This is a genomic window from Micromonospora sp. NBS 11-29 (assembly GCF_002140155.1).
Classification (GTDB): domain Bacteria; phylum Actinomycetota; class Actinomycetes; order Mycobacteriales; family Micromonosporaceae; genus Micromonospora.
Genome location: NZ_NAPR01000033.1, coordinates 1 through 20,642 on the forward strand (window position 1 = coordinate 1; position 20,642 = coordinate 20,642).

Annotated in this window: 14 protein-coding genes and 1 pseudogene; 7 read left to right on the plus strand and 8 right to left on the minus strand. The window is 74.6% G+C overall.

What is annotated here, in order from left to right; genetic code table 11:
• Positions 1 to 811 (minus strand): annotated as a pseudogene (locus tag B1205_RS28160) (hypothetical protein); the annotation flags it as partial.
• A 139-nt stretch (positions 812 to 950) separates the two neighbouring features.
• Between B1205_RS28160 and B1205_RS28165 the strand changes: the two are divergent.
• Entirely contained in the window at positions 951 to 2,237 is a 1,287-nt protein-coding gene (locus B1205_RS28165; RefSeq protein ID WP_369597319.1) for a multidrug effflux MFS transporter, read from the plus strand.
• A gap of 10 nt (positions 2,238 to 2,247) precedes the next feature.
• Here the strand turns inward: B1205_RS28165 and B1205_RS28170 are convergent, their stop codons facing one another.
• The 5 genes from B1205_RS28170 to B1205_RS28190 all read right to left on the minus strand — a co-directional run bounded on the left by B1205_RS28170 (position 2,248) and on the right by B1205_RS28190 (position 6,902).
• A complete protein-coding gene (locus B1205_RS28170; protein WP_089158361.1) occupies positions 2,248 to 3,312 on the minus strand; it encodes an LLM class flavin-dependent oxidoreductase in 1,065 nt (354 codons plus the stop codon).
• A gap of 34 nt (positions 3,313 to 3,346) precedes the next feature.
• Positions 3,347 to 4,633: a vanadium-dependent haloperoxidase gene (locus B1205_RS28175; protein WP_089158362.1), complete on the minus strand. Its 1,287-nt coding sequence runs from the start codon at positions 4,631 to 4,633 to the stop codon at positions 3,347 to 3,349.
• Positions 4,634 to 4,952: 319 nt separating this feature from the next.
• Positions 4,953 to 5,504 carry an adenylate kinase gene (locus B1205_RS28180; protein ID WP_089158363.1) on the minus strand — a complete coding sequence of 184 codons (552 nt, stop codon included), beginning with the start codon at positions 5,502 to 5,504 and terminating at the stop codon, positions 4,953 to 4,955.
• A 64-nt stretch (positions 5,505 to 5,568) separates the two neighbouring features.
• On the minus strand, positions 5,569 to 6,237 hold the full coding sequence (locus B1205_RS28185) for a response regulator (protein WP_254910272.1): 669 nt from the start codon (positions 6,235 to 6,237) through the stop codon (positions 5,569 to 5,571).
• Positions 6,234 to 6,902: a sensor histidine kinase gene (locus B1205_RS28190; RefSeq protein WP_176308842.1), complete on the minus strand. Its 669-nt coding sequence runs from the start codon at positions 6,900 to 6,902 to the stop codon at positions 6,234 to 6,236. The genes B1205_RS28185 and B1205_RS28190 overlap by 4 nt, the downstream gene beginning before the upstream one ends.
• A gap of 4,667 nt (positions 6,903 to 11,569) precedes the next feature.
• Here B1205_RS28190 and B1205_RS30165 point away from each other — a divergent pair.
• The 3 genes from B1205_RS30165 (at position 11,570) to B1205_RS28205 (ending at position 13,603) form a co-directional block, all read left to right on the plus strand.
• Positions 11,570 to 11,740 (plus strand): hypothetical protein, encoded by a 171-nt coding sequence (locus tag B1205_RS30165; RefSeq protein WP_176308843.1) that lies wholly within the window; start codon positions 11,570 to 11,572, stop codon positions 11,738 to 11,740.
• Complete coding sequence (locus tag B1205_RS28200) at positions 11,737 to 12,756, plus strand: cupin-like domain-containing protein (protein WP_217809896.1); 1,020 nt, start codon at positions 11,737 to 11,739, stop codon at positions 12,754 to 12,756. The genes B1205_RS30165 and B1205_RS28200 overlap by 4 nt, the downstream gene beginning before the upstream one ends.
• 112 nt (positions 12,757 to 12,868) lie before the next feature.
• Positions 12,869 to 13,603 (plus strand): SDR family oxidoreductase, encoded by a 735-nt coding sequence (locus tag B1205_RS28205; protein ID WP_089158366.1) that lies wholly within the window; start codon positions 12,869 to 12,871, stop codon positions 13,601 to 13,603.
• Here the strand turns inward: B1205_RS28205 and B1205_RS28210 are convergent.
• On the minus strand, positions 13,579 to 14,511 hold the full coding sequence (locus B1205_RS28210) for an RNA polymerase sigma-70 factor (RefSeq protein ID WP_254910273.1): 933 nt from the start codon (positions 14,509 to 14,511) through the stop codon (positions 13,579 to 13,581). The two genes, B1205_RS28205 and B1205_RS28210, sit on opposite strands and share 25 nt — an antisense overlap.
• A 100-nt stretch (positions 14,512 to 14,611) precedes the next feature.
• On the opposite strand from B1205_RS28210, the gene B1205_RS28215 reads away from it, so the two are divergent.
• A complete protein-coding gene (locus B1205_RS28215) occupies positions 14,612 to 15,754 on the plus strand; it encodes a tetratricopeptide repeat protein (RefSeq protein WP_089158367.1) in 1,143 nt (380 codons plus the stop codon).
• Positions 15,755 to 15,767: 13 nt separating this feature from the next.
• Here B1205_RS28215 and B1205_RS28220 read toward each other — a convergent pair whose 3' ends face one another.
• Positions 15,768 to 19,178 carry a CHAT domain-containing protein gene (locus B1205_RS28220; RefSeq protein WP_089158368.1) on the minus strand — a complete coding sequence of 1,137 codons (3,411 nt, stop codon included), beginning with the start codon at positions 19,176 to 19,178 and terminating at the stop codon, positions 15,768 to 15,770.
• A 111-nt stretch (positions 19,179 to 19,289) separates the two neighbouring features.
• Between B1205_RS28220 and B1205_RS28225 the strand changes: the two genes are divergently transcribed.
• Both B1205_RS28225 and B1205_RS28230 read left to right on the plus strand, forming a co-directional pair.
• Positions 19,290 to 19,724, plus strand: a complete 435-nt coding sequence (locus tag B1205_RS28225; RefSeq protein WP_140158160.1) for a hypothetical protein — start codon at positions 19,290 to 19,292, stop codon at positions 19,722 to 19,724.
• The gene (locus B1205_RS28230; protein WP_089158370.1) at positions 19,721 to 20,629 is read left to right on the plus strand and encodes a hypothetical protein; all 909 of its coding nucleotides are present in this window, start codon (positions 19,721 to 19,723) and stop codon (positions 20,627 to 20,629) included. The genes B1205_RS28225 and B1205_RS28230 overlap by 4 nt, the downstream gene beginning before the upstream one ends.
• Positions 20,630 to 20,642: the final 13 nt, after the last annotated feature.

Below are 20,642 nucleotides of genomic sequence, written 5' to 3' on the forward strand. Positions count from 1 at the left end.
GCGGGCGTTCCCGCCGCCGCCACCAGGACCAGCCGTAGCCGCCCGCCGCCACCAGCGCGGCAGCCAGCAGGAAGTAGACCAGCGGCAGCCCGATGCCGAAGCCGAGAGTCACCTGCCAGGCGGCGACGAGCCAGCCGGCCAGCGCCCAGCCGGGCCGTCGCCGATCCGGCCGATATCCGTGGCGCAGCGACCAGCCGTGCCCGCGGGCCAGCATCGCCAGGGCCAACGCGATCCCGCCGCTGGACAGGATGTTCAGGTGGCCGGAGTGCGCCAGCCGCCACGGCGCGAACGCCCACGCGATGCCGGCGACCGCCCCGCCCCACCGGTTCGCGCCGAGTTGCCGGGTCAACGCGTACGCGCCGACGAACGCCAGCGCGTGCAGCAGCACGTAGAGCAGGTTGTACCGGATCAGGGCGGCCTCGAAGCCGGAGCCGAGCATCCCGACCGGGGCGTACCCGAGCAGGGTGTCGCTGTAGGCGTACGTGTACTTCTCCGGGTAGAACGTGTTCGAGTCCCAGAGGCTCCCGGGGTCGCTGAGCAGCCCGTGGCCCCCCCAGGCGACCTGCCACGCCTGCAACGTCGGGTCGCCGAGGTCGCCGGGGATCGTGCTCGCCGGGTGCCGCAGCGTCGGCCAGGTCATCACCGCCGCCAGCAGCACGCCGGCGAGGACCGCCACGACCCATTCGGTACGGGGGCGGAACCGCCGCCACCCGTCCGGTGTCCGGTCGGGCGAGGTCTGGTCGGCGTCCGTGTCGTCGGGGGTACGGCTGTCCCCGGCGGTGCGGCGGGCGCCGGCGAACCGGATGTTCATGAAATAGATGCTCTATGATGTTGCTCACCGTGTCGATCAGGTGTCCGCACTGTGGGCAATTTCGTGGGACGCCCTGTGACCCGTGTTACCTCTCGGCGAGATGGGAATCAGACCGGCGGCCCGACATTTGAAGCCAGGTGTGACTGCCGCAACCTCCTCGCTGCCGAAGGCCGTGCCGACGCCGGGTGACCTGATGAGCCGCCGACGGCGGTTCCAGCTCGTCCTGGTCCTCGGGTCGCTGATCGCGGTGGGTCCACTGACCATCGACATGTACCTGCCCGCGCTGCCCGCGCTCGTCGCGGAGTTCGCGACCACCTCGGCGGCGGTGCAGCTCACCCTCACCGGCACGCTCGCCGGGCTCGCCCTCGGCCAGTTGCTGATCGGGCCGCTGTCGGACGCGGTGGGACGCCGCCGCCCGCTGATCGCCGGCCTCGCGCTGCACGTCGTGGCGTCGGTGCTCTGCGTCGTCGCGCCCAACATCGTCGTCCTCGGTGCCCTGCGGGTGGTGCAGGGCCTCGGCGTCGCCGCCACCACGGTGGTCGCCATGGCCGTGGTCCGTGACCTGTTCAGCGGTGCGGCGTTCGCCACCCTGCTCTCCCGGCTGCTGCTGGTGATGGGCGCGGCGCCGATCCTCGCCCCGACCCTCGGCGGCGGCGTGCTGCGCTGGACGGACTGGCGCGGCGTCTTCGTCACCCTGGCCATCTTCGGCGTCCTGCTCGTCGCGGTCGCCACCGTCGGCCTGCCGGAGACGCTTCCGCGCGAGCGCCGCCGTCGTGGCGGCGTGGTGGCCACCGTCGGCCTGTACGGCGCGCTGCTGCGCGACCGCGTCTTCGTCGGCCTGGTCGTGGTCGCCGGCCTGGCCATGGCGGCGCTGTTCGCGTACGTGGCCGGCTCGTCGTTCGTCCTGCAGGACGGGTACGGGCTGAACGAGCAGCAGTTCGCGTTGGCCTTCGGGGCGGGCGCGGTGGGGCTGATCGGGGCGACCCAGTACAACGTGCGCCTGCTGCGTCGCTTCCCGCCGCAGCGGATCCTCGTCGTCTCGCTGGGCGTGGGCACCCTGGCGGGACTGGTGCTGCTCGCCCTCGCCGCGACCGGCATCGGTGGGCTGCCCGCCCTGCTGGTGTCGTTGTGGGCGGTGCTGGCGGCGGCGGGCCTGGCGATGCCGAACGCCCCGGCGCTGGCCCTGTCCCGGCACGGCGAGGCGGCCGGCACCGCGTCCGCCCTGCTCGGCGCCGTGCAGTTCGGCGTGGGCGCGGTGGCCGCGCCACTGGTCGGTGTGCTCGGCACCGGCGCGGTGGGGATGGCGTTGGTGGTGGCCGGCGGGATGGTGGCGGCGCTGGCGGTGCTGCTGCTGGTGGTGCGACCGGCCCGCCTGGCCGCCCTGGAGCCGGCCCCGGCGGTTGCGCCCCTGGTCGAACCGGCCTGAGTCGTGTCCCTCACCGGCGCAGCAAGGGCAGCAGACGCTCACCCTGGCGCCTGATCTCGCGGAGGTAGGGCGTGTCGGAGAGGACGAAGTGGGTGATGCCGAGCGCCTCGTACCTGCGCAGCGACCGCGCCACCTCCTCGGCGGAGCCGACCAGCCAGGTGGTGCCCGCTCCGCCGCCGCCGAACCGGCCGGGCGCGGTGTAGAGGTTGTCGTCGAGCACGTCACCCCGGGCGGCCAGGTCGAGCAGGCGCCGCTGACCGACGGCGGCCTCCCAGTTCCGGTCCCGTGGCGCCCCGCCCCGGCCCGCGGCCATGTCCGCGACCTTGGCCTCGGCGTCCGCCCACGCCTGCTCGGCGGTGTCCCGGACCAGAGTGGTCACCCGCAGCCCGAACTCCAGCGGAGCGTGCTCGCGTCCGAGCTTTTCGCCGAGCCGCCGCAGTCGTGCGATCCGCTCGGCCACGCCGTCGAGCGGCTCGCCCCAGAAGAGCTGCACGTCGGCCTCGGTGGCGGCCACCTCCTCGGCGGCGGGGGAGGCGCCGCCGAAGTAGAGCCGGGGATGCCGGCGTTCGCCGCGCACGACCGGCCGGAGCGCCACCGTGGCATCGGAGACCCGGAAGTGCTCCCCCCGGTAGGTGACGTTCTCCTCGGTCCACAGCCGGCGCACGATCCGGAGGAACTCCCTGGTGCGGGCGTAGCGGTGGCCCTGGTCGGTCTCGCTGTCGCCGTACGCCGCCAGGTCGTCCCGGCCCGACACCACGTTGACCATGACCCGGCCCTCGCTGAGGTGGTCGAGCGTGGCGGCGGCGGCGGCGAAGTTGGCGGGCCGCCAGTAGCCGGGCCGGATCGCGATCAGTGGCTGGAACGTCGTGGTCCGGGCGGTCAGTGCGGCGGCGACGGTGAAGGTGTCGGGTCGCCCCCAGCCGGTCCCGATCAGCGCCCCGTCCCATCCGTGCTCCTCCAGGGCCCGGGCGTGACCGGTGAGCGCGGGCAGGCTGTTGTGGTCGGTGACGACGTCGTCTCCCCGATGACCGGGCTGGACCTGGTTCGGGATGTACCAGAGGAGTTCGAGGCCCATCGGAGACGACCTTCCTGCTGGGTGGCGGCCCTGGTCAGGTGAACAGTCGGGCCGCGTTGCGGAGGGTGTGCGCGGCCACGTCACGGCCGAGCCGGACGCCGACCTCGTCCGCCGTCCGGGTGTGGATGCCGGACCACACGCGGGCGTCGACGTTCTCCTCCCTGGGGCGTCGCCAGTCGGTGTAGGTGCGGGTGACGCCGGGCTGGCTGGGGCTGCCGATGGTGTACGGGGTCCGGGCGCGTGCCCCGGCCAGGGCGGTCAGCACCCCTTCGGCGGCACCGGCGTAGGTGTTGTGGCCGCTGGGGTAGTCCGGGTGCGCGGGGGTGTCGTGCAGTGGCGTCCATCCGGGGTCCCCGTCGGCCCGGATCGCGGTGACCGGCCGCCAGCGCAGGTAGGTGTACTTGGCGTCGGAGGTGGCGATCTGGGTGTCGACGAGGGCGACGTGGAAGAGGGCCACCAGGGTGACCCGCCCGGCGGTCGGCCGGTCGGACTGGCTCAGCGCGGCGCGCAGGATCCCGGTGTAGAGGGTCAGCGACGAGCCGAGCCAGAACGTCGCCGTGTCGGTCTGCCGCGCGGTGCGTACCGTGCTGTCGGCCCGACCGTACGCGCGCACCTCGGCGAGGTCCGCGCGGTAGCGTGCCGACGTCGGCGCGGGCGGCGGCCCCGGCCGGTACCGGTCCGCCCGGTCCAGCAGGAATGGCGTGGCGAACCGGGTGCCGGCCTGCTGGGCGGGGGCGAAGGCCGGTGGGGTGGGCTGCCAGACGCCCGGCGCCGGGTCCGGAGTGGGGTAGGGCGGGTTGACGTCGGCGGGGTCGAGCCCGTCCCCGGCCCTGCGGGCGAGCACCGAATGCGCCTCACGACGCCCGGCAGCCACCCCGCGCTCCTTGGCCGGGCCGTCCGGGATCCGGTCGAGCGTGGTCCGCAGCGCCACGTCGAGCGTCGGCGCGTGGTCCGGGATCAGCGCGCTGAGCGCGGTGTGCACGGCGGTGGCGAGCGCCGCGTCCCGGTAGCGCCCCGGTGCGGACGCGGGTGCCGTCCGCACGGCGCGGGCCGCGGCGAGCCAGCTGATCGCCCAGGCGCGACTGTTGGAGACCTGGGGACGGGTGCCGGTGGCGACGGCGGCGGCGGTCGCGTCGTACCACTCCAGCGTGGTGTCCACCGGCGCGGCGGACGCCGGTGTGGCGATCGGCAGCCCGGCCGCCAGCGCGGCGGCGGCGACCGTGGCGATCCCGCGGCGGCCCAGCGCCCGGCGGGTGAGGCGGACGGCGCGGTCGGCGTCGCGGCGGACGTCGGTGCGCCCGGAGGACCGGTGGTCGGGCATGACTTCTCCTTCGTGGTTCAGTGGGAGGCGGCGGTCACACGCCATTGCGTCGTGGATGGACCGGGGACGGCGTGGCACCGGTGCCCGTCCCGGCCGGTGACCGTGGGGCGGTCTGCGGGCACGCCGAGGCTCGCCGTCGAGCCCGTGGCGTGGCGACAGGAGGGTGTCAGGGGTGCGCGTTCAGCGGCAGCGGCCGCGCGCGGTGGTCCAGCCACGACAGCATCCCCGCGACACCGCGACCGCGGTGCCGTCGAGAGGGGCGATTTGGCTGATCACGGCCTCAACGATAACCGACAATGCCTACTAGGTAAATAGGGATTCAGGCTTGGGGATCCGGGTTGGTCGCGGCCGGTACGGCGGCCAGCCAGCGGTCCAGGTCCGCCGGGGAGTCGAACAGCAGCACCGGCGGGCCGGCGGGGTCGTCCCGCCAGGCGCGCATCCGCCGGCGGGCCCGGCCGAACGCGGTGACGTGCCACACCAGGATCGAGTCGCCCGACAGCACGCTGCGCAGCGACTCCCGGTTGCCGTTGCAGATCACCTCGCCGCTGACCAGACGGTGGGCGGTGCGCCGCAGCAGCCGCCAGAAGGAGAGCGCGCGCGGATAGTCCAGCCCGACGACCAGGTCGGCGCGGGCCAGCACGACGTCCCGCCACCCGTGGTACGCCCCGTCGAGGATCCACCGGTCGCGTCGGCAGACCGCCTCGATCCGGCTGCGCTGCTCGGCGACCGGCACCTCCACCCAGCCGGGCTGCCACAGCAGGTCGTCGACCGGGCACCACGGCAGGCCGAGCCGCTCGGCCAGCCGGGCCGCCAGGGTGGACTTGCCGGCGCCGTACACGCCGTAGACCAGGATGCGAGCCGGTGCCGTCACCCGCGGCAGCGTACGTCGGCCGGGTCGCCGCCGCAGCGCGAGCCGGCCCCGGGCCGCCGGCGGATCAGTGACCCGGGTGTGGAGCGGCGGCGGGCGCGCCCAGCCCGTGGTCGCGGGCCAGCGCGATGGCCTCGGCGCGGCTGCCGAGCTGGAGCTTGACCAGGACCGCGGACACGTTGTTCCGGACGGTCTTGGCGCTCAGCCCGAGCCGGTGCGCGATCAGCGGGTTGGCCAGGCCCCGGGCGAGCAGGTCCAGCACCTCCCGTTCCCGCTCGGTGAGCTGCGGGAACGGCCCGTCGGACCGGGCGCCGAGCAGGGCGCCCGCCCGGTCGGCGAGCGGGGCGCCGAGCACCAGGTCGCCACCGGCCACGCCCCGGATGCCGCGTTCCACGTCCGCGGCCGAGGCGCCCTTGAGCACGTACCCCCGGGCGCCGGCGCGGATCGAGGCGACCAGCGAGGAGTCGTCGTTGAGCATGGTCACCACCAGGACCCGGACCTCCGGATGGTCGCGGCGCAGCAGCCGGGTGGCCTCGATCCCGGAGCCGTCGCCGAGGTGGAGGTCCATCAGCACCACGTCGGGGCGCACCCGGGCGACGAGCGGCAGGATCCCGGCCGCGTCGGCGGCCTCGCCGACGCACTCGATGCCGCCCAGTGTGTCGAGCAGCGCGCTCATGCCGAGCCGGAAGACCGGATGGTCGTCCACCACGACGACGCGGATCGGGGTGTCGGTCACGGTCGCTCCAGGGGGATGGTGAGGCAGACGGTGGTGCCACGGACGCCCGCCGACCCGACGGTCAGGCTCGCGCCGACGGCCTGCGCCCGTTCCCGCATCGCGTGCAGGCCGACGCCGTGGCTGGTGGGTCCGGCCGGCACGCCCCGGCCCTGGTCGGTGACGGTGACCCGGAGCAGGTCGGGCCGCCGGTCCAGCGACACCGTGCAACTGTCCACCCCGGCGTGCCGGTGCACGTTGCGCACCGCCTCGGCCGTGACCCCGTACGCGGCGGTGGCGACCGGTTCGGGCAGCGGGTCCAGGCCGGTCGGTCCGTGCACCACGATCCGCAGGCCGGCCCGCGCGTACTGGTCCCGCAGCAGCTCCAGGGCGGGGCCGAGACCGCCGTCGGCGAGGGCCGGGGGCAGCAGGCCGTGCGCCAGCTCCCGCACCTGCGTCGCGCGTGCGGTCAACTCGTCGGTCAGCCGGTCCAGCAGGTCCTCGGCCCGGTCCGGGTCGCGGCGCAGCAGGTTCCGGGTGGCGGCGAGCCCGAGCCCGACGCCGCTCAGCGCCGGCCCGAGGCCGTCGTGCAGGTCCCGGCGCAGGGAGCGGCGCTCCTCGTCGCGTACCTCCGCCAGTCGTTGCCGCGACCGGGCCAGGTCCCGGTTGGTGCCGGCGAGGTCCACCACCGCCGCGACCACCGGGGCGAGGACGGCGAGCGACTCCCGGGCCCGGGTGCCGAGCAGCTCGCCGGGGCGGGGCCAGGCGTGCAGGTGCCCCACCAGCCGGTCGCCGCTGACCAGCGGCACGGTGACCGGTGGCCCGGCCTCGTGCGGCGGCGGCTGCGGCCCGTCCCCGGTGATCCGCACCTCGGCCAGGCGCAGCGCGGCGGCGATCGTCGCGCCGATGTCGGTGGCGCTGCCGACGCTGTGCGCCACCTGGTGCAGCAGGGGTTCCGGGGCCTCGCCGTGGACCAGCCGGTCCACCCGCCGCTGCACCAGCTCGCGCATCGGCTGGGAGGGCGNCCGGTCACCACGATCTGCGGCAGCGGCAGTGACTGCGGCAGCAGCCGGTTGAGCACGGTCACCGCCGCGCAGTAGGCGGCCACCACCACGGCGGTCATGAGATACCAGACCAGGGTGCGCCGCACGGCCAGCCGCAGGCCCCACAGTCGCTGCCGCAGCACCACCACGGCCACCGCGGCGGGGAAGAACGCCTGGGAGGCGAGCATCAGCAGCGCCGGCACGGTCGCCGGCACCGCGGTCGGCGGCAGGAGCGTGGACAGGAAGGCCAGGGTGAGCAACGTGCTGCCGGCCGTCGCCCAGCCCAGGCCGTGGCGTTGCCGGGCCGGGCCGCGCCGCCACCGCCACGCCACCCCGGCGCTGGCCAGCAGGCCGAGGCCGACCAGGGCGTACGTCAGGACGGGGACCAACGGGCGCACCAGCGCGGTGCGGACCTCGCGCAGCTCGGGCGGCAGTGGCAGCACCCCCAGCGGCGGCGCGGCGGTGGCGAGCACGACCACGGTCACCGCCACGTAGCCGAGGCCGGCCGCGACGGCGACCCGGTCGAGCCGGGTGGGCGGCCGGTCCGGGAGCAGCCAGGGCATCACCACGACCAGCGCGTAGAGACCGGGCACCCAGGCCCAGGTGTGCAGCGCGGCCAGCAGCGGGGGTCCGCCGACGGCGAGCTGCCACTGGGCGGCGCACGCGGCGACCGCGCTGCCCAGCGCCGCCGCGGCGGCGATCCGGCCGGGCAGCCGGCTGCCGGTGCGCTGCCGGCTCAGGATCAGCCACGACACGGCGCCGTAGACGACGCCGTCGAGCAGGTCGGCGAGGGAGTAGAGCTGGGTGGCGGTGTACGGGGGCGTGGCCACCGCCCAGGCGACGACCGCGCCGACGGTGAGCAGGGCGGTGGCGGCGAGGACGGCCCACGCGGCCCACCGCCGGGTCTCGGGTGCGTTCGGCATGTCAGGTCCACTGTGTCAGCCCGGCGGCGTCGGCGGACCACCGGTTCGGTGTGAGCCGGGTGGCGGGCCGGTCGGAGCGACCGGCCNGTGCCGGTGACCTTCAACTGGTCGACCACGGTGGCGACCTCCGGCAGCCGCTCCCGGTAGACGTTCGCGGCGAGGCGCTGCGAGTACGTCTCGTAGAGCGCGCCCAGCTCGCCGGCCCGCCCGATGGCCACCGCGTGGATGCAGTTGCCGAGGTACTCGTTGGGCGAGTTCGGGCTGTCCGCGCCGGAGCACGACGGGCCGAAGATGGGCGCCTGCCCGACCCGCGGGTCGATCTCCGAGATGGACTCCGGGCACGGGTCGCCGGGAACCGGCTGGGTGCAGGGCGCGTAGTCGGCCTCGGCGATGGCGTACGCCCGGCTGATGTTCGTGTCCGGCAGTTCCTGCCCGACCGGCGCACCCGGGTGGCGGTAGTCGCTCGGCAGCAGGTTGCCGCCGAACAGGTAGCCGCTGAGCGAGGCGTCGGAGTCCACCGCCACCGGGAAACCGAGCTTCGTGTACGCCTGGAGCAGCCGGAACGACTCGGTGACCTTCTTCCCGGCCTTGCGCAGGGACGAGACCGGATCGTCGAACGCCTGGTTGACCAACTGGTAGTAGCGCTTCTGCTTGCCCCACAGCATCCGGTCACCCAGCCGGCGGGCGATGGTCAGCCGCTCGGTGTTGTCGGCGTACCGTGCCCCCTTCTCGAACGCCGGCAGGTGCACCGACTCGTCGTTGTAGGTCATGTAGTAGACCTCGTCGTAGCAGTACCCGGTGGGCGGGTTGCTCCGGGTGCTCCACGAGCAGACGATGCCGGCGCTCTTGGTGTTGCGCCAGGTTCGCACGTCCATCCAGAAGCCGCCCTGGTTGACGCTCATCTGCGCGTGCACGGTCAACTGGAGGTCGGCCCTGGTGATCTCGGCGCGCGGCTCGGTGGTGGTCGTGTGGTTGACCAGCTCCGCGTCGTAGCAGATCTGGAAGTGCGGCTGGAACTGCCGGCTCGTGCCGTGGGCGAGCAACTCAAACGCGTTCGGCAGGTCACCGAGGTTCACGTTGGCCGGGATGCGCACCCGGGGCAGCTGATGCCCCGGATCGCAGCTGGACATCTTGCCGTCCGCGTTGTAGGTGCGCTCGTTGTCCGGGCCCCAGTACGAGCGGGTGTTGGTCAGCCGCGTCGGGGGTGCCTGGTCCGGCCCGTACCACGGGTTGTAGCCGCCGCCGGTGGCCTCGTCGCGCAGCTTGCGCAGCTCGGCGGAGTGCGCGTTGACCGCGTCCCGGTAGTCGTCCACGAGCCCGGTGAACAACGCGTTGCGGTGCCCGTCCGCGGTGGGCCGGCTGAACCGGCTGCTCGCGTCCAGGATGACCTGGCCGGAGCGACCCATCCGGGCGGCGAACGAGTTCTCGCCGGTCATGTCCCCGACCAGCGTCGGGTTCTCCAGCGCCAGGGCGGTGAAGGACCGCGTCGACATGGTCCAGACGCCCGCGTGCGGGACCTTCGTGGTGGCCGGGTACCCCGGGTCCCACCTGCGGGCCAGGTAGGACAGGTAGTCGATGGCGCCGTAGGGGCTCTTCTCGTCGAGCACCCGCACCGGGTCGACGCCCCCCTGCGACCACTCGGCCGGGGTGAGGACGAAGGGCGCGCCGGCGGCGGTCGAGGTGGCCGTGGTGAACAGCCGCCCCTCCGCCTCGTCGTACTGCGGCACGGAGAGGGGACGCCCGGTGCGCGCCTTGTATCCGACGTAGGTGTTGATGGTGAATTCGGTGTCGCCGAGCGCGCTCTTCTTCAGCGCCTCCTGCATGGAGAGGCTGAGCTGGTCGACGCGGGTCTCCAGGCCGTTGATCTGGCGCTTGATCGCGTCGATGTCGCGGATGACCCCGGCCAGGTCGTCCCGGATCCGGGTGAGGACCGACATGACGTCGTCGTAGATCGCCGAGAGCATCGCCTCGACCCGGTCGAACCGCTCGTGCATCTCGTTACGCAGCTCGCCGACCTGCTCGCGCAGCTTGCCGATCTCCTGCATCACCAGCTCGTGCTCGCTCGGTGCGCCACCGGTGAACAGCGGCAGCAGGGTCATCACGGCGCCGAGCACGTTGCCGGTGAGCACCACCGTGCTCAGCGACCCGATCGCGTCGCTGAGACTGAGCCCGGCCACCGTGGGCAGGTACTTGTTGATCGCGGTGGCGATGCCGATCGCGGCCTTGCCGACCGCCATCACCTCCTTGCCGGCCCTGGCGTCGGCGAACCCGGCGAGGGTGGCCAGGATCGTCACCGCGGAGTCGGCGGCGTCGATCGCCGCCTGCCGGTTGGCGGCCTCGCCCAGCGCGGCGGTGTAGTCCTGCGGCGTCGGCTTCGGACCGGGGCCGACCGGATACTTCAGGTTGGCGGCGGCCAGCTTGTCGATGATCTCCGCGTTCTGCTCGGCGACCTTGCCCAACGCCCCGCGCAGCTCGGTGCGCAGCGCCGTGAGGTACGCCTGCTGGTTGCCCAGGTGCTCCAGGATCGCCTCGGTGTTGACGTAGGAGGCGAGCAGCGGGTCGGCGAGCAGTTGCTCGGTGGTCGCGGTGGCGCGCACGTTGAGCTGCGCGCCGATCTCACCGTCCCAGGCCGCCGCCAGGTCCGCGTCCTGCCCCGCCGCCCGGGTGAGCTGACCCCACGCGCGTTCCTGCTGGGCGTAGAGCGCGTCCATCCACCGGTAGTTCTGGTACGCGCTGGTCACCGCGTCCTCGATCTCCGCCGACGCGGTGATCGTGCCGCCGATGGTGGCGTCCAGCAGCCCCTTGACCATCGGCGCGCCGATGGAGACGCCCGGTACGCCGGAGACCGCGTCGATGAACTTGATCAGCGTCGCGTAGTTGGTGCGGGCCGTCGTGTCGGAGACCCCGGCCGCGTTGACCGCCTGCCGCGTGGTGACCAGATGACGCACCACCTCGTCCCGGGACGCGCCGGGGTTGCGGCCACGCCAGTCCAGCAGTTCGGCGGTGAGCACCAGGTTCTTCAGCCCCGCGACGCCCCCGTTGTGCGCCCGCAGGTACGCGGCGAACACCCCGTCGTGGAACTTCGTCTCCTCGTAGTTCACCGTCCCGGCCGCCACGGCCGGCATCGGGGACACCACCACCACCGCGGTCACGACGGCGGCGACCAGCGCTCGGAACCGTCCACGGCGGCGGGGAGCCCATGACATCACACCCACTGGGTTTCCTCTCGGATCACTGCGCGTCCACCGGGCCGGCGGACGCGCAGCGCAGCCTGCGCGCGGGGGCGTCCCGCCGGCCAGGGGTGGATGTCCCGGACCGGCGGGGGNTCCCGGGCCGGCCGGGACCGCCGCCCCTGGCGGGCCGGGACACCACGCCGGTTGACTGCCCGGCATGACCGACACCTCGCCGGACCACATCCCGGCCCACGTCAAGGGTTCCTACGTCAACTGCTCCGAGTACACCCGGGCGCCCCGGCTCACCCCGCCGCCGACCAGCGCCCCCACGGACGCCCCGACCGCGCCGCAGCGGGCGCTGCGACTGGTCGTGGGGGCGACCCGGTGACCGTGGCCGCCGCGCCGGGCCTGCTCCCCGCCTGGCGGGAATGGCTCGCCGAGAACGTGGCGATGGGGGTCGCCGTCGAGCAGGCCCGCGCGGCGGCCGTCGCCGCGGGTGCGGACGCCACCGCCGTCGACGCCGAGCTGGCGACGCTGGCGACGCACCCGTACTTCACCGTCTGCCGGCGTCTCGCGCTGCGCTACGACTGGATGGAGTCGGTGCTCGACACGTACCGGGTCCTCCGCGACGACGACGGGGGCCGGGACCTGGACCGGCGCGCCGACATCACGGCGGAGGAGTTCTTCGGCCGCTACTACTACGGCAACCGGCCGGTCGTGCTCGACGGACTGATGGCCGACTGGCCGGCGCGGGACTGGACGCTGGAGCGGATGGCGCGACGGTGCCCGGACGCCGTGGTCGAGGTGATGACCGGCCGCGAGGCGAACCCGGACCACGCCTGGCAGTACGACCGGCACCGCACCCGCATGCCGTTCCGGGAGTACCTGGCGCTGCTCGGCTCCGGTGAGCGGACCAACGACTACTACATGGTCCCCCGCAACGAGAACTGGAACGGGCCGCTGCGCCCCCTCGCCGAGGACGTCCGGCCGCCGGCGCACCTGGTCGACCCCACCGCCGCCGGGCACCTGCTGCTGGGTCCCGCCGGGACGGTGACCCCGCTGCATGTAGACAACAGCACGGTGCTGCTCTGCCAGGTGCTCGGCCGCAAGCACGTACGGCTGGTGCCGTCGTACCAACGGCACCTGGTCTACCCGCGCGGCGGGACGTTCAGCGCCGTCGACGCGGCCCGGCCGGACCTCGACCGGCATCCCCGGTACGCCGAGGCGACGGTGCTGGAGACGATCCTCGAACCGGGGCAGATGCTGCTGATCCCGGTCGGGTGGTGGCACTGGGTGCAGGCGTTGGACGTCAGCGCCACGGTCACCTTCCACCACTTCCAGGTGCCCGGACGCAACCACCGGATGGCGACGCCGCCGGCGGCCCGCGCCGGGGACGCGGACTGAGCTTCCGAGGAGACGGCACCCGATCCGTCACAACCGGCGGGGCTGCCCGGTCCTGTGTGGTGTGGCCGGACCACCGACCCGGCCACGGACCGAGACAGAGGGTGTGAGACACATGAAGATCGCCGTACTGGGCGGCACCGGGCTCATCGGGTCGCAGGTCGTCCGGATCCTTCAGGCCCGAGGGCACGAGGCGGTGCCGCTCTCCCCGTCCAACGGGGTGGACCTGCTCACCGGCGACGGCCTCGACGCCGGGCTCAAGGGCGCCGACGTCGTGCTGAACCTGACGAACTCGCCCACCTTCGACGAGGCGTCGACCGACTTCTTCCAAACCACCATGGACAATCTGCTCGCCGCCGCCGCGCGGGAGCACGTCGGCCACGCCGTGGTCCTGTCCATCGTCGGCGTCGACCGGGTGCCGGACCTCGCCTACTACCGCGCCAAGACGCTTCAGGAGAAGCTGCTGGAGGCCGGCGGGGTGCCGTACTCGATCGTCCGGGCCACCCAGTTCTACGAGTTCGTCGACGCGGTTCTGTCCTGGACCTCCGACGGCGACACGGTGCGGCTGCCCGGCACGCCGGTGCAGCCGATGGCCTCGGCCGACGTGGCGAAGGCGGTGGCCGAGGTCGCCGTGGGCACCCCGCTGCGGGGCGTGCGGAACGTGGCCGGCCCGGAGGTGTTCCGGCTCGACGAACTGGGCCGGGTCGCGCTGGCCGCGAAGGGCGACCCCCGCACCGTCGTCGTCGACCCCACCGCCGGCCTGTTCGGCGCGGTCCCCGGCGACGTGCTGATCGCTCCGCCGGGCGCGGTCCTCGCCACGACCACCTACCGGGAGTGGCTGACCCGCTGACCGTCGCCGCCGCCGGCCGGCACCTCGACGGGGTGCCGGCCGGCAGCGGCGAGGGCGCCGAGCTTGGCGGGGTTCAACATCCACAGCACCTGCTCGATCCCGGCCGGCGAGGCGTCGACCGTGATCACGCCGTGCGGGCGACCGTCCCGGCGCAGGACGGCGCCGGTCCGCCCGTTCGTGACGACCAGCTCCACCTCCACGCCGGCCCAGAACCAGGTCGAGACCGTGGCGACGAACGCCGCCACCCGGCTGCCCCCGACGATCGCCCGGCGGGCGACCCGCCGCGCGCCGTTGCCGTCGGAGATGCTCGTCGCGTCCGCCGTGAACAGCCGCTCCAGGGCATCGAGGTCACCGCCGCGGGCCGCGTCCAGGAAGGCCACCAGCAACCGTCGCTGCGCATCCTGCGGCACCGGTCGCCTCCGCCCACCGCGGACGTGCCGACGCGCGCGACTGACCAGTTGGCGCACCGCCGGCTCGGTGGCCTCAAGGATCTCGGCGATCCGGGCGTACGGGTAGTCGAACGCCTCGCGCAACACGTACGCCGCCCGCTCCTGCGGCGTCAGCTTCTCCATCAGCATCAGCACCGCGACTTCCAGCGCCTCCCCGCGCTCCGCACCCAGGCACGGGTCGGCGCTCGTGTCGACCGGCTCCGGCAGCCACGGTCCGACGTACGTCTCCCGGCGGGCCCGCGCCGACTGCAACTCGTTGATGGCCAACCGGATGGTCGCCGTGGCCAGGAACGCACCGGGGCGGGCCACCACGCCGCGGTCGGTCGCCTGCCAGCGCAGCCAGACCTCCTGCACCAGGTCCTCCGCCTCACTGGCGCTGCCGAGCATCCGGTACGCGATCCCGAACAGGCGCGGCCGCACCCCCGTGAAGATCGACGCCGCCTCGTCGAGGTCGCCCACCGTTGCCCCCAAGGTCGTTCCCGAAACCAGGCTAGCCGGGTTCGCGTCCGGCTGCGAAGATTGAAGCGCGTCGAGACCCCGGCTGTCGGAGGGTACGCCAATGAGTGGGTTCTGGAAGCGGCTGTGGTCCTCCGGCCGGACCGAGGACCAGCAACCGGCGCCGACCGGCGACGACCGCGACGAGCCGTTCACGGTCACCTCCCGGACGGCACCGGACGGCCATCCCATCATCGAGATCACGCTCGGCCCGGCGATGGCCTCCGGGCTGCAACGGGACCACACCGCCGAGCGGTACGGCGACACCGACCCCCGCACGATCGCCGCCGGCCTCACCCACGCCCGGGCGCTGATGAAGGAGGGCAGCGCGGCGGAGGCCGTCACGGCGTACCGGTCGGTCCTCGCCGCGCAGCGGGCGTCGATCGGGCCGAACCACCCCGACACCCTCGCCACCCAGCACAGCCTCGGGTTCGCGCTGCAGACGCTGGGCCAGGACGCGGAGGCGGCGAAGGTGCAGCAGGACGTCTACGAGCGGCGGCGCAGGGCCCTCGGCCCGGACCATCCCGACACGCTCGCCAGCGGCACCAACCTGGGCGAGATGTGGCACCGGCTCGGCCGGCTGCGGGAGGCCGAACGGACGCACCGCGCGGTCACCGAGGGCCTGGTGCGCACGGAGGGACCCGCCGCCTCACGCACCCTGCAGAGCAAGATGAGCCTGATGAGCGCGGTGTACTCGCTGGGCGACCTGGACGAGGCCGAGCGGCTCTGCGGCGAGGTGGTGGCCGGTCTGCGCCGCGCCGAGGGCCCCCGGGCCCGGGTCACCCTCCAGGCCCGCAGCAACCACGCCACGCTGCTGATGAGCCTCGATCGCGTGGGCGACGCGCTGCGTACCGTCTCGGCGGTGGTGGCGGACGCCGAGCAGGCGCTCGGTCCGCGCGACCCGGCGACCCTGCACGCCCGGCACGGGCTGGCGAACGCGCTGAGCCGCAACGGGCGGACCCGGGAGGCGGTACGGACGCTGGACGCGGCCGTACCCGACTTCGCCCGGACGCACGGCCCGGAGCATCCGCTGACCCTCGCGGCCCGGCTCGGCCTGGTGGAACTGCTCGTCGCCGCCGGACGGATCGACCGGGCCCGGCAGGAGGCCCGCGAGTGCGTGGCCGCCTGCGACCGGGCACTCGGGCCGGGGCACCCGCAGAGCCAGCAGGCACGGGCGCTGGTCGCGGCGATCAGCGGCGGACGGTGACGGCACCCGCGCCTCACGGACCCAGATGGACGTGCGTGGCCCACAGCGTCGGCGTGCGCCGGTACCGGTCCCGCAGCGCCCGCGCCGCCGTGTGCAACGCGTACGCCTCGGGCCGGTCCGCCGGCGCCGCGTAGAAGCGCCGGGCGATCTCCAGCGAGGCGGCGTCGTCGGTCTCCCACAGCGTGCCGATCACATGCCGGAAGCCGGCGATCTGGAACGCGCCGGTGATGTGCACCGCCTCGTCGGCGAGGGCCGGGGTGGACCGGGCGGTGGAACAGGCGGCCAGGAACGCGAGGTGGCTGTCCGTCAGTCCGAGGTCGGCGATGTCGCCGACGGTCAGCGGATGCTCGGCGTGGTCGTGGTTGAGCAGCCGGCCCATCGAGGGGTCGTGCGGGTCGCCGAGCGCGTGGCAGGCGAGGTGGACGTGGGTGGCCGCGGCCAGGCCGCGGAGCATCCGCTCGCGGGTCGCCGTCGGACCGGTGTCGACCTCGACGTCGGTCCGGGTGGCGGCGACCGCCTCCGCCTCCCGGGGCGCGGCCGGCAACGCCGCGAACCCGCCGGGCGTCTCGGGCATCGCCACCACGTAGGTGCGGGTGTCGCCCGGGCCGTCGGAGTGGGCCGAACGCAGCCGACGAAGCGCCTCGACCGTCGGGGTGTAGGAGGACACCACCCGGTCCAACGCGCCGTCCCGGCCCGCCACGGGCTCGGCGGCGTGCAGTGGGAAGAACGCCATCGGGCCGGTGGCGCACCACCACAGCCGGGGTCGGGCGCCGTCGGCGACGACCGGGAACCCCAGGTGGTCGAGGACCGGCCGCACCGCGACCCGCCACAGCCAGTCGAGGATCTCCCGTACGGTCTGCTGCGCCGCCAGCCGGTCGCGGGCCCGCACACCGGCGTCGTGGGCGCGGGCGGTCGCCGCGCGCAGCCGGTCGACGGCGGCGGTGGCGGCCTCCATGGTCAGCTCCGGCAGCGGCAGGACCGCCAGGCGGCCGTGGCGCAGGACGAGCGCGTCGCAGCGGTAGAGGCTCGGCGAGATCACCACCACGGGCTCACCGCCGACGCCGGCCAGCAACTCGGACGCGGTGGCCGGACGCAGGAAGCCCGCCAGGCCGGGCAGCGCCCGGACGCGTCGCAGCAGCGCCGCCCACTCCGCCTCCCGGTCCCGGCTCCCCGGGTACGCGCTGGGCTCGGCCCCCGGTCCGCCCGGCTCCGGGGCGTCCATCTCGCGGCGCAGCCGCACGTACTCCCGGGCCAGTTCCGGATCGGCGAGCCACAGCGCCGCCAGGCCGTCCCGGGCGGTGAGCCGGCGGCTCAACAGCACCCCGCGCCCCTGCTCCAGGAGTTCGAGGGCGCGTTCCGGCTGCCCGGCGGTGAGCGCGATCGCCGCGGCCGCACCGGCGAGCCCGGCGGTTCCGGCCAGGTCGTGGTGCTGGTCGACGCGGAGGCGGTCACGGGAGGCGAGCCGCGGCAGCAGCGCCACCGCCGTGGCCAGCGCCTCGGTGGCCTCCGCCCACCGACCGAGTGAGGCGCGGACGTGGCCGAGCATGGCCCACGCCTCGACGCGCCGGGACACCGGTGCCGCCCGGACCTCGGTGGCGACCGTGGCCACCCGCTCCGCCTCGCGCAACGTGCCCGGCTCGCCGGTACGCAGGTGCTCGGCGCGCAGCGCCTGCACGAGCGAGAACCTGGACTCCATCTGACCCGGATGCCGGGCCGGGAACAGGCTGACCGCCTCCCGCATCACCTCGACGCACTCGCGCAGGTCGGCGGGATCGCCACCGGCGTCGTAGCGCTTGCGCAGTGCGTAGCCGAGCTTGTCGACGAGGACGTGGCGCTGCGGGTCGGCCGGTCCGGCGAGGGCGAGCACGCGACGGAAGAGGCCGACCGCGAAGTCCAGCGAGACCACGTCACCGGTCTCCTGATGGACGACCTGGGCCAGGTCGGCCGCGTCGACCACGGCCGCGATCGCGTCCGGATGCCGCTCGTCGATGCCCTCGGGGATGGCCAGGTAGGCGTCGGCGGCCTCGGTCAGGATCGCCGGCTCGGGCCGACGGCGGTAGAGCTGCATCAGGGCCGCACCGAGTTGGCGCAGGGCCGACCGCCGGTGGTGGTCCGGTCCGCCGTGCCGCGCCAGCCGGGCCAGCTCGGCGCGGAGAAGCGCGACCGCGTACTCGCAGTCGGCGGTGTGCCGGGTGGTCTGGGCCCGGGTGAGCAGGCAGGCGGCGAGCTGGACCACCGCGGACGTGTGGTTGCCGTCGGCGGGCCCGGCCAGCACCGGTCGCAGCACGTCGATCGCCTTGTCCAGGTCGGCGGGTTCGCCGCCGACCTCNCGGGCGGCGGTCACGTTCAGCGAGCCACCGTCACCGGCCGCCGCGAGCGCCCGCCGGCCGTACCCGATCGCCTGGTCCAGCGCCGCGACGGCGCCACCGATCCGGTACGCGGCCAGCCGCACCCCGATGAGCTGAAGCAGCACGGCGACGTGATGGGGGTGCGCGGTGTCGTCGACCGCGTCGGTGGCCGCCAACACGGCGGACGCGGCATCGAGGTTCGCGGTGTCGCCGGTGACGCCGGCCCGGGCCATGAGCGCCTCGGACAGCACCACGGCGATCGGCGCGGCGTCGTCGTCGTCCGGCGCGGTGGCGCGGGCGGCCTGGTGGAGCAGGACCACGGCCTCCTCCAGGTCCACCGGATCGTGGCCGAGCCGGTACCGCCGGAGCAGGACCTCACCCAGGCCGTACTGGCAGTGGGCGTGGTCCGGCATCCCGTCGGGGTGCCGGTGCAGCATCGCCCGCCAGACCTCCACCATCTCGTCGAGCAGCGCCTCGGAGCCCTCGGACCCCCACCGGATCGCCAGGTCGTTGCCCCAGGTGCGCAGCCAGCCGCGTCGACGTGGATCGACCGGCGACGCCGCGGCGAGCACCCGCCCGTACAGCTCGACGGCCTCGGCCAGGTCGGTCGGCCGGCCGGCGGACCGGTACCGGGCCTGGAGCGCCTCCGCGGCGCCGACGAGGTGCTCGAGGTCGGGCGGCCCGCCGACGACGGGCCGTACGAGGCGGCGGAACAGGTCGATCGCCTCGTCCAGCTCGTCCGGGCCGGCGTACCGCCGCAGGGCGGTGGCGAGTTGGTAGCGGCAGAGCGTGGCCAGGCCCGGCTCGCCGGCGGCGCCGTCGAGGGCGAACCGCAGCAGGGCGACCGCCTCGTCCAGGTGGCGTCGCTGCGGATCGCGTTCCCACCGCAGCACGGCGACGATCGAGAGATTCTGCGCGATGCCCGGCTTGGCGGCGTGGGAAGCCTGCCGCAGCACCCAGCGCAGCAGCTCCTCGGCACGATCCAGCCGGCGAAGATCACGGTCGACCTGGTACGCCTGGACCAGGCGGATGCCCTCCCACAGACGCGCGCCGACCAGGTCGTGGTCAGATGCCATGCGATTCCCCGTCGATAGCGTGACTCACCTCCGTCGATCGTCGCAGCCGTCGGCCACGCGCACTACCCTCGGGCTGTCGACCCATCGGCGGCGGGACGGGAGCGGATGCGGATGAGTCACACACAGCGGCCACCGGGCCGCCGGGTCAGCGGCACCACCGCCGCGGACGTGGCCCGCGTCTGCGCGGACATGGCCGACGTCGCCGATCTCGTCGACCTCACCGACCCGGAGGCGGAGCGGGTCCGCACCCGGCTACGCGCCGACGACGTCACCGAGGAGGAGGTCCGCGAGGCGCTAAACGCGCTGGTGGAGTTCCTGCGCCGGCACGGGGTGACCGCCGTGCTCGACACCGCGCGTGGCGCCGAGGTGCTCGGGGGCGACTTCACCGGGCTGCCCGTCATCGGCCACGGCCGGCCCCTCGAAGAGGTGTACGTCTGCCCGGGCGACCTGTGCGACCGGGTGGAGATCGCACGTCCCGGCCGCCCGGCCGCGCCGCCGTGCGCCGTCTGGGCGCGTCCGCTCCGGCGGTTCCGGACGGACCGATGACCGCGTTCATCACCTCGCTGGGGGGCAGGCTCGCCGAACGGTGGTTGCAGGCTCTCCTGCTGCCCGGGGTGCTGTTCGTCGGCGCGGTGGCGGTGGCCGGCCGGCTCGGGCACGGCCGGTGGTCGGACGTCGGTGACCTGGCCGCCGCCGTGGACCAGCTCGGCGCGTGGGCCACCGGACGGGGCAACGGCGCGGTCGCGCTCCTCGCCGTCGCGGTGGTGGCCGGCGCGGTGGCCGCCGCCGCGCTGGCACAAGGGCTGGGCCGGGTGGTGGTCCTCGGGTGGACCACCACCTGGGGCCCGCTGGGGCGACTCCTCGTCCGTCGACGCCGACACCGGTGGCGGCGTGCGGTCGACCGGTACGAGGAGGCGCTGCGCGTGAAGGCACGCCTGCTGCTCGGCGTGCGCCCCGCCGATCCGCCGCCGGAGCTGCCGGACACGGTGGCGCTGGCCACCGCCCGCGACCGGATCGCGCTGGTCGAGCCGCGGCTGCCCACCTGGATGGGGGACCGGATGCACGCGGTGGACGAGCGGATCCGGACCGCCTACGACCTGGATCTCGCCTCCGCCTGGCCCCGGCTCTGGCTGACCGTCGCGGAAGAGGTCCGCGGCGCACTCGCCCGGGCGCAGGCCGAGTTCACCGCCGCCGGCCGGCTGGCCGGTTGGGGCAGCCTCTACCTGCTCCTCGGCCTGCGGTGGTGGCCGGCGGCGGTGGTGGGCGTCGGCGCCTGGGCGCTGGGCTGGTGGCGTGGCCGGACGTCGATGGAGAATCTGGCGCAGCTCGTCGAGGCCACGGTCGATCTCCAGGCGTCCGCGCTGGCGGCCGCCCTGGGGCATCCGGTCGACGGGTGCTTCACCCCCGACGACGGTGAGGTCGTCACCCGGATCCTCCGCAAGGGCACGTAGGGCCGGGCCGGGA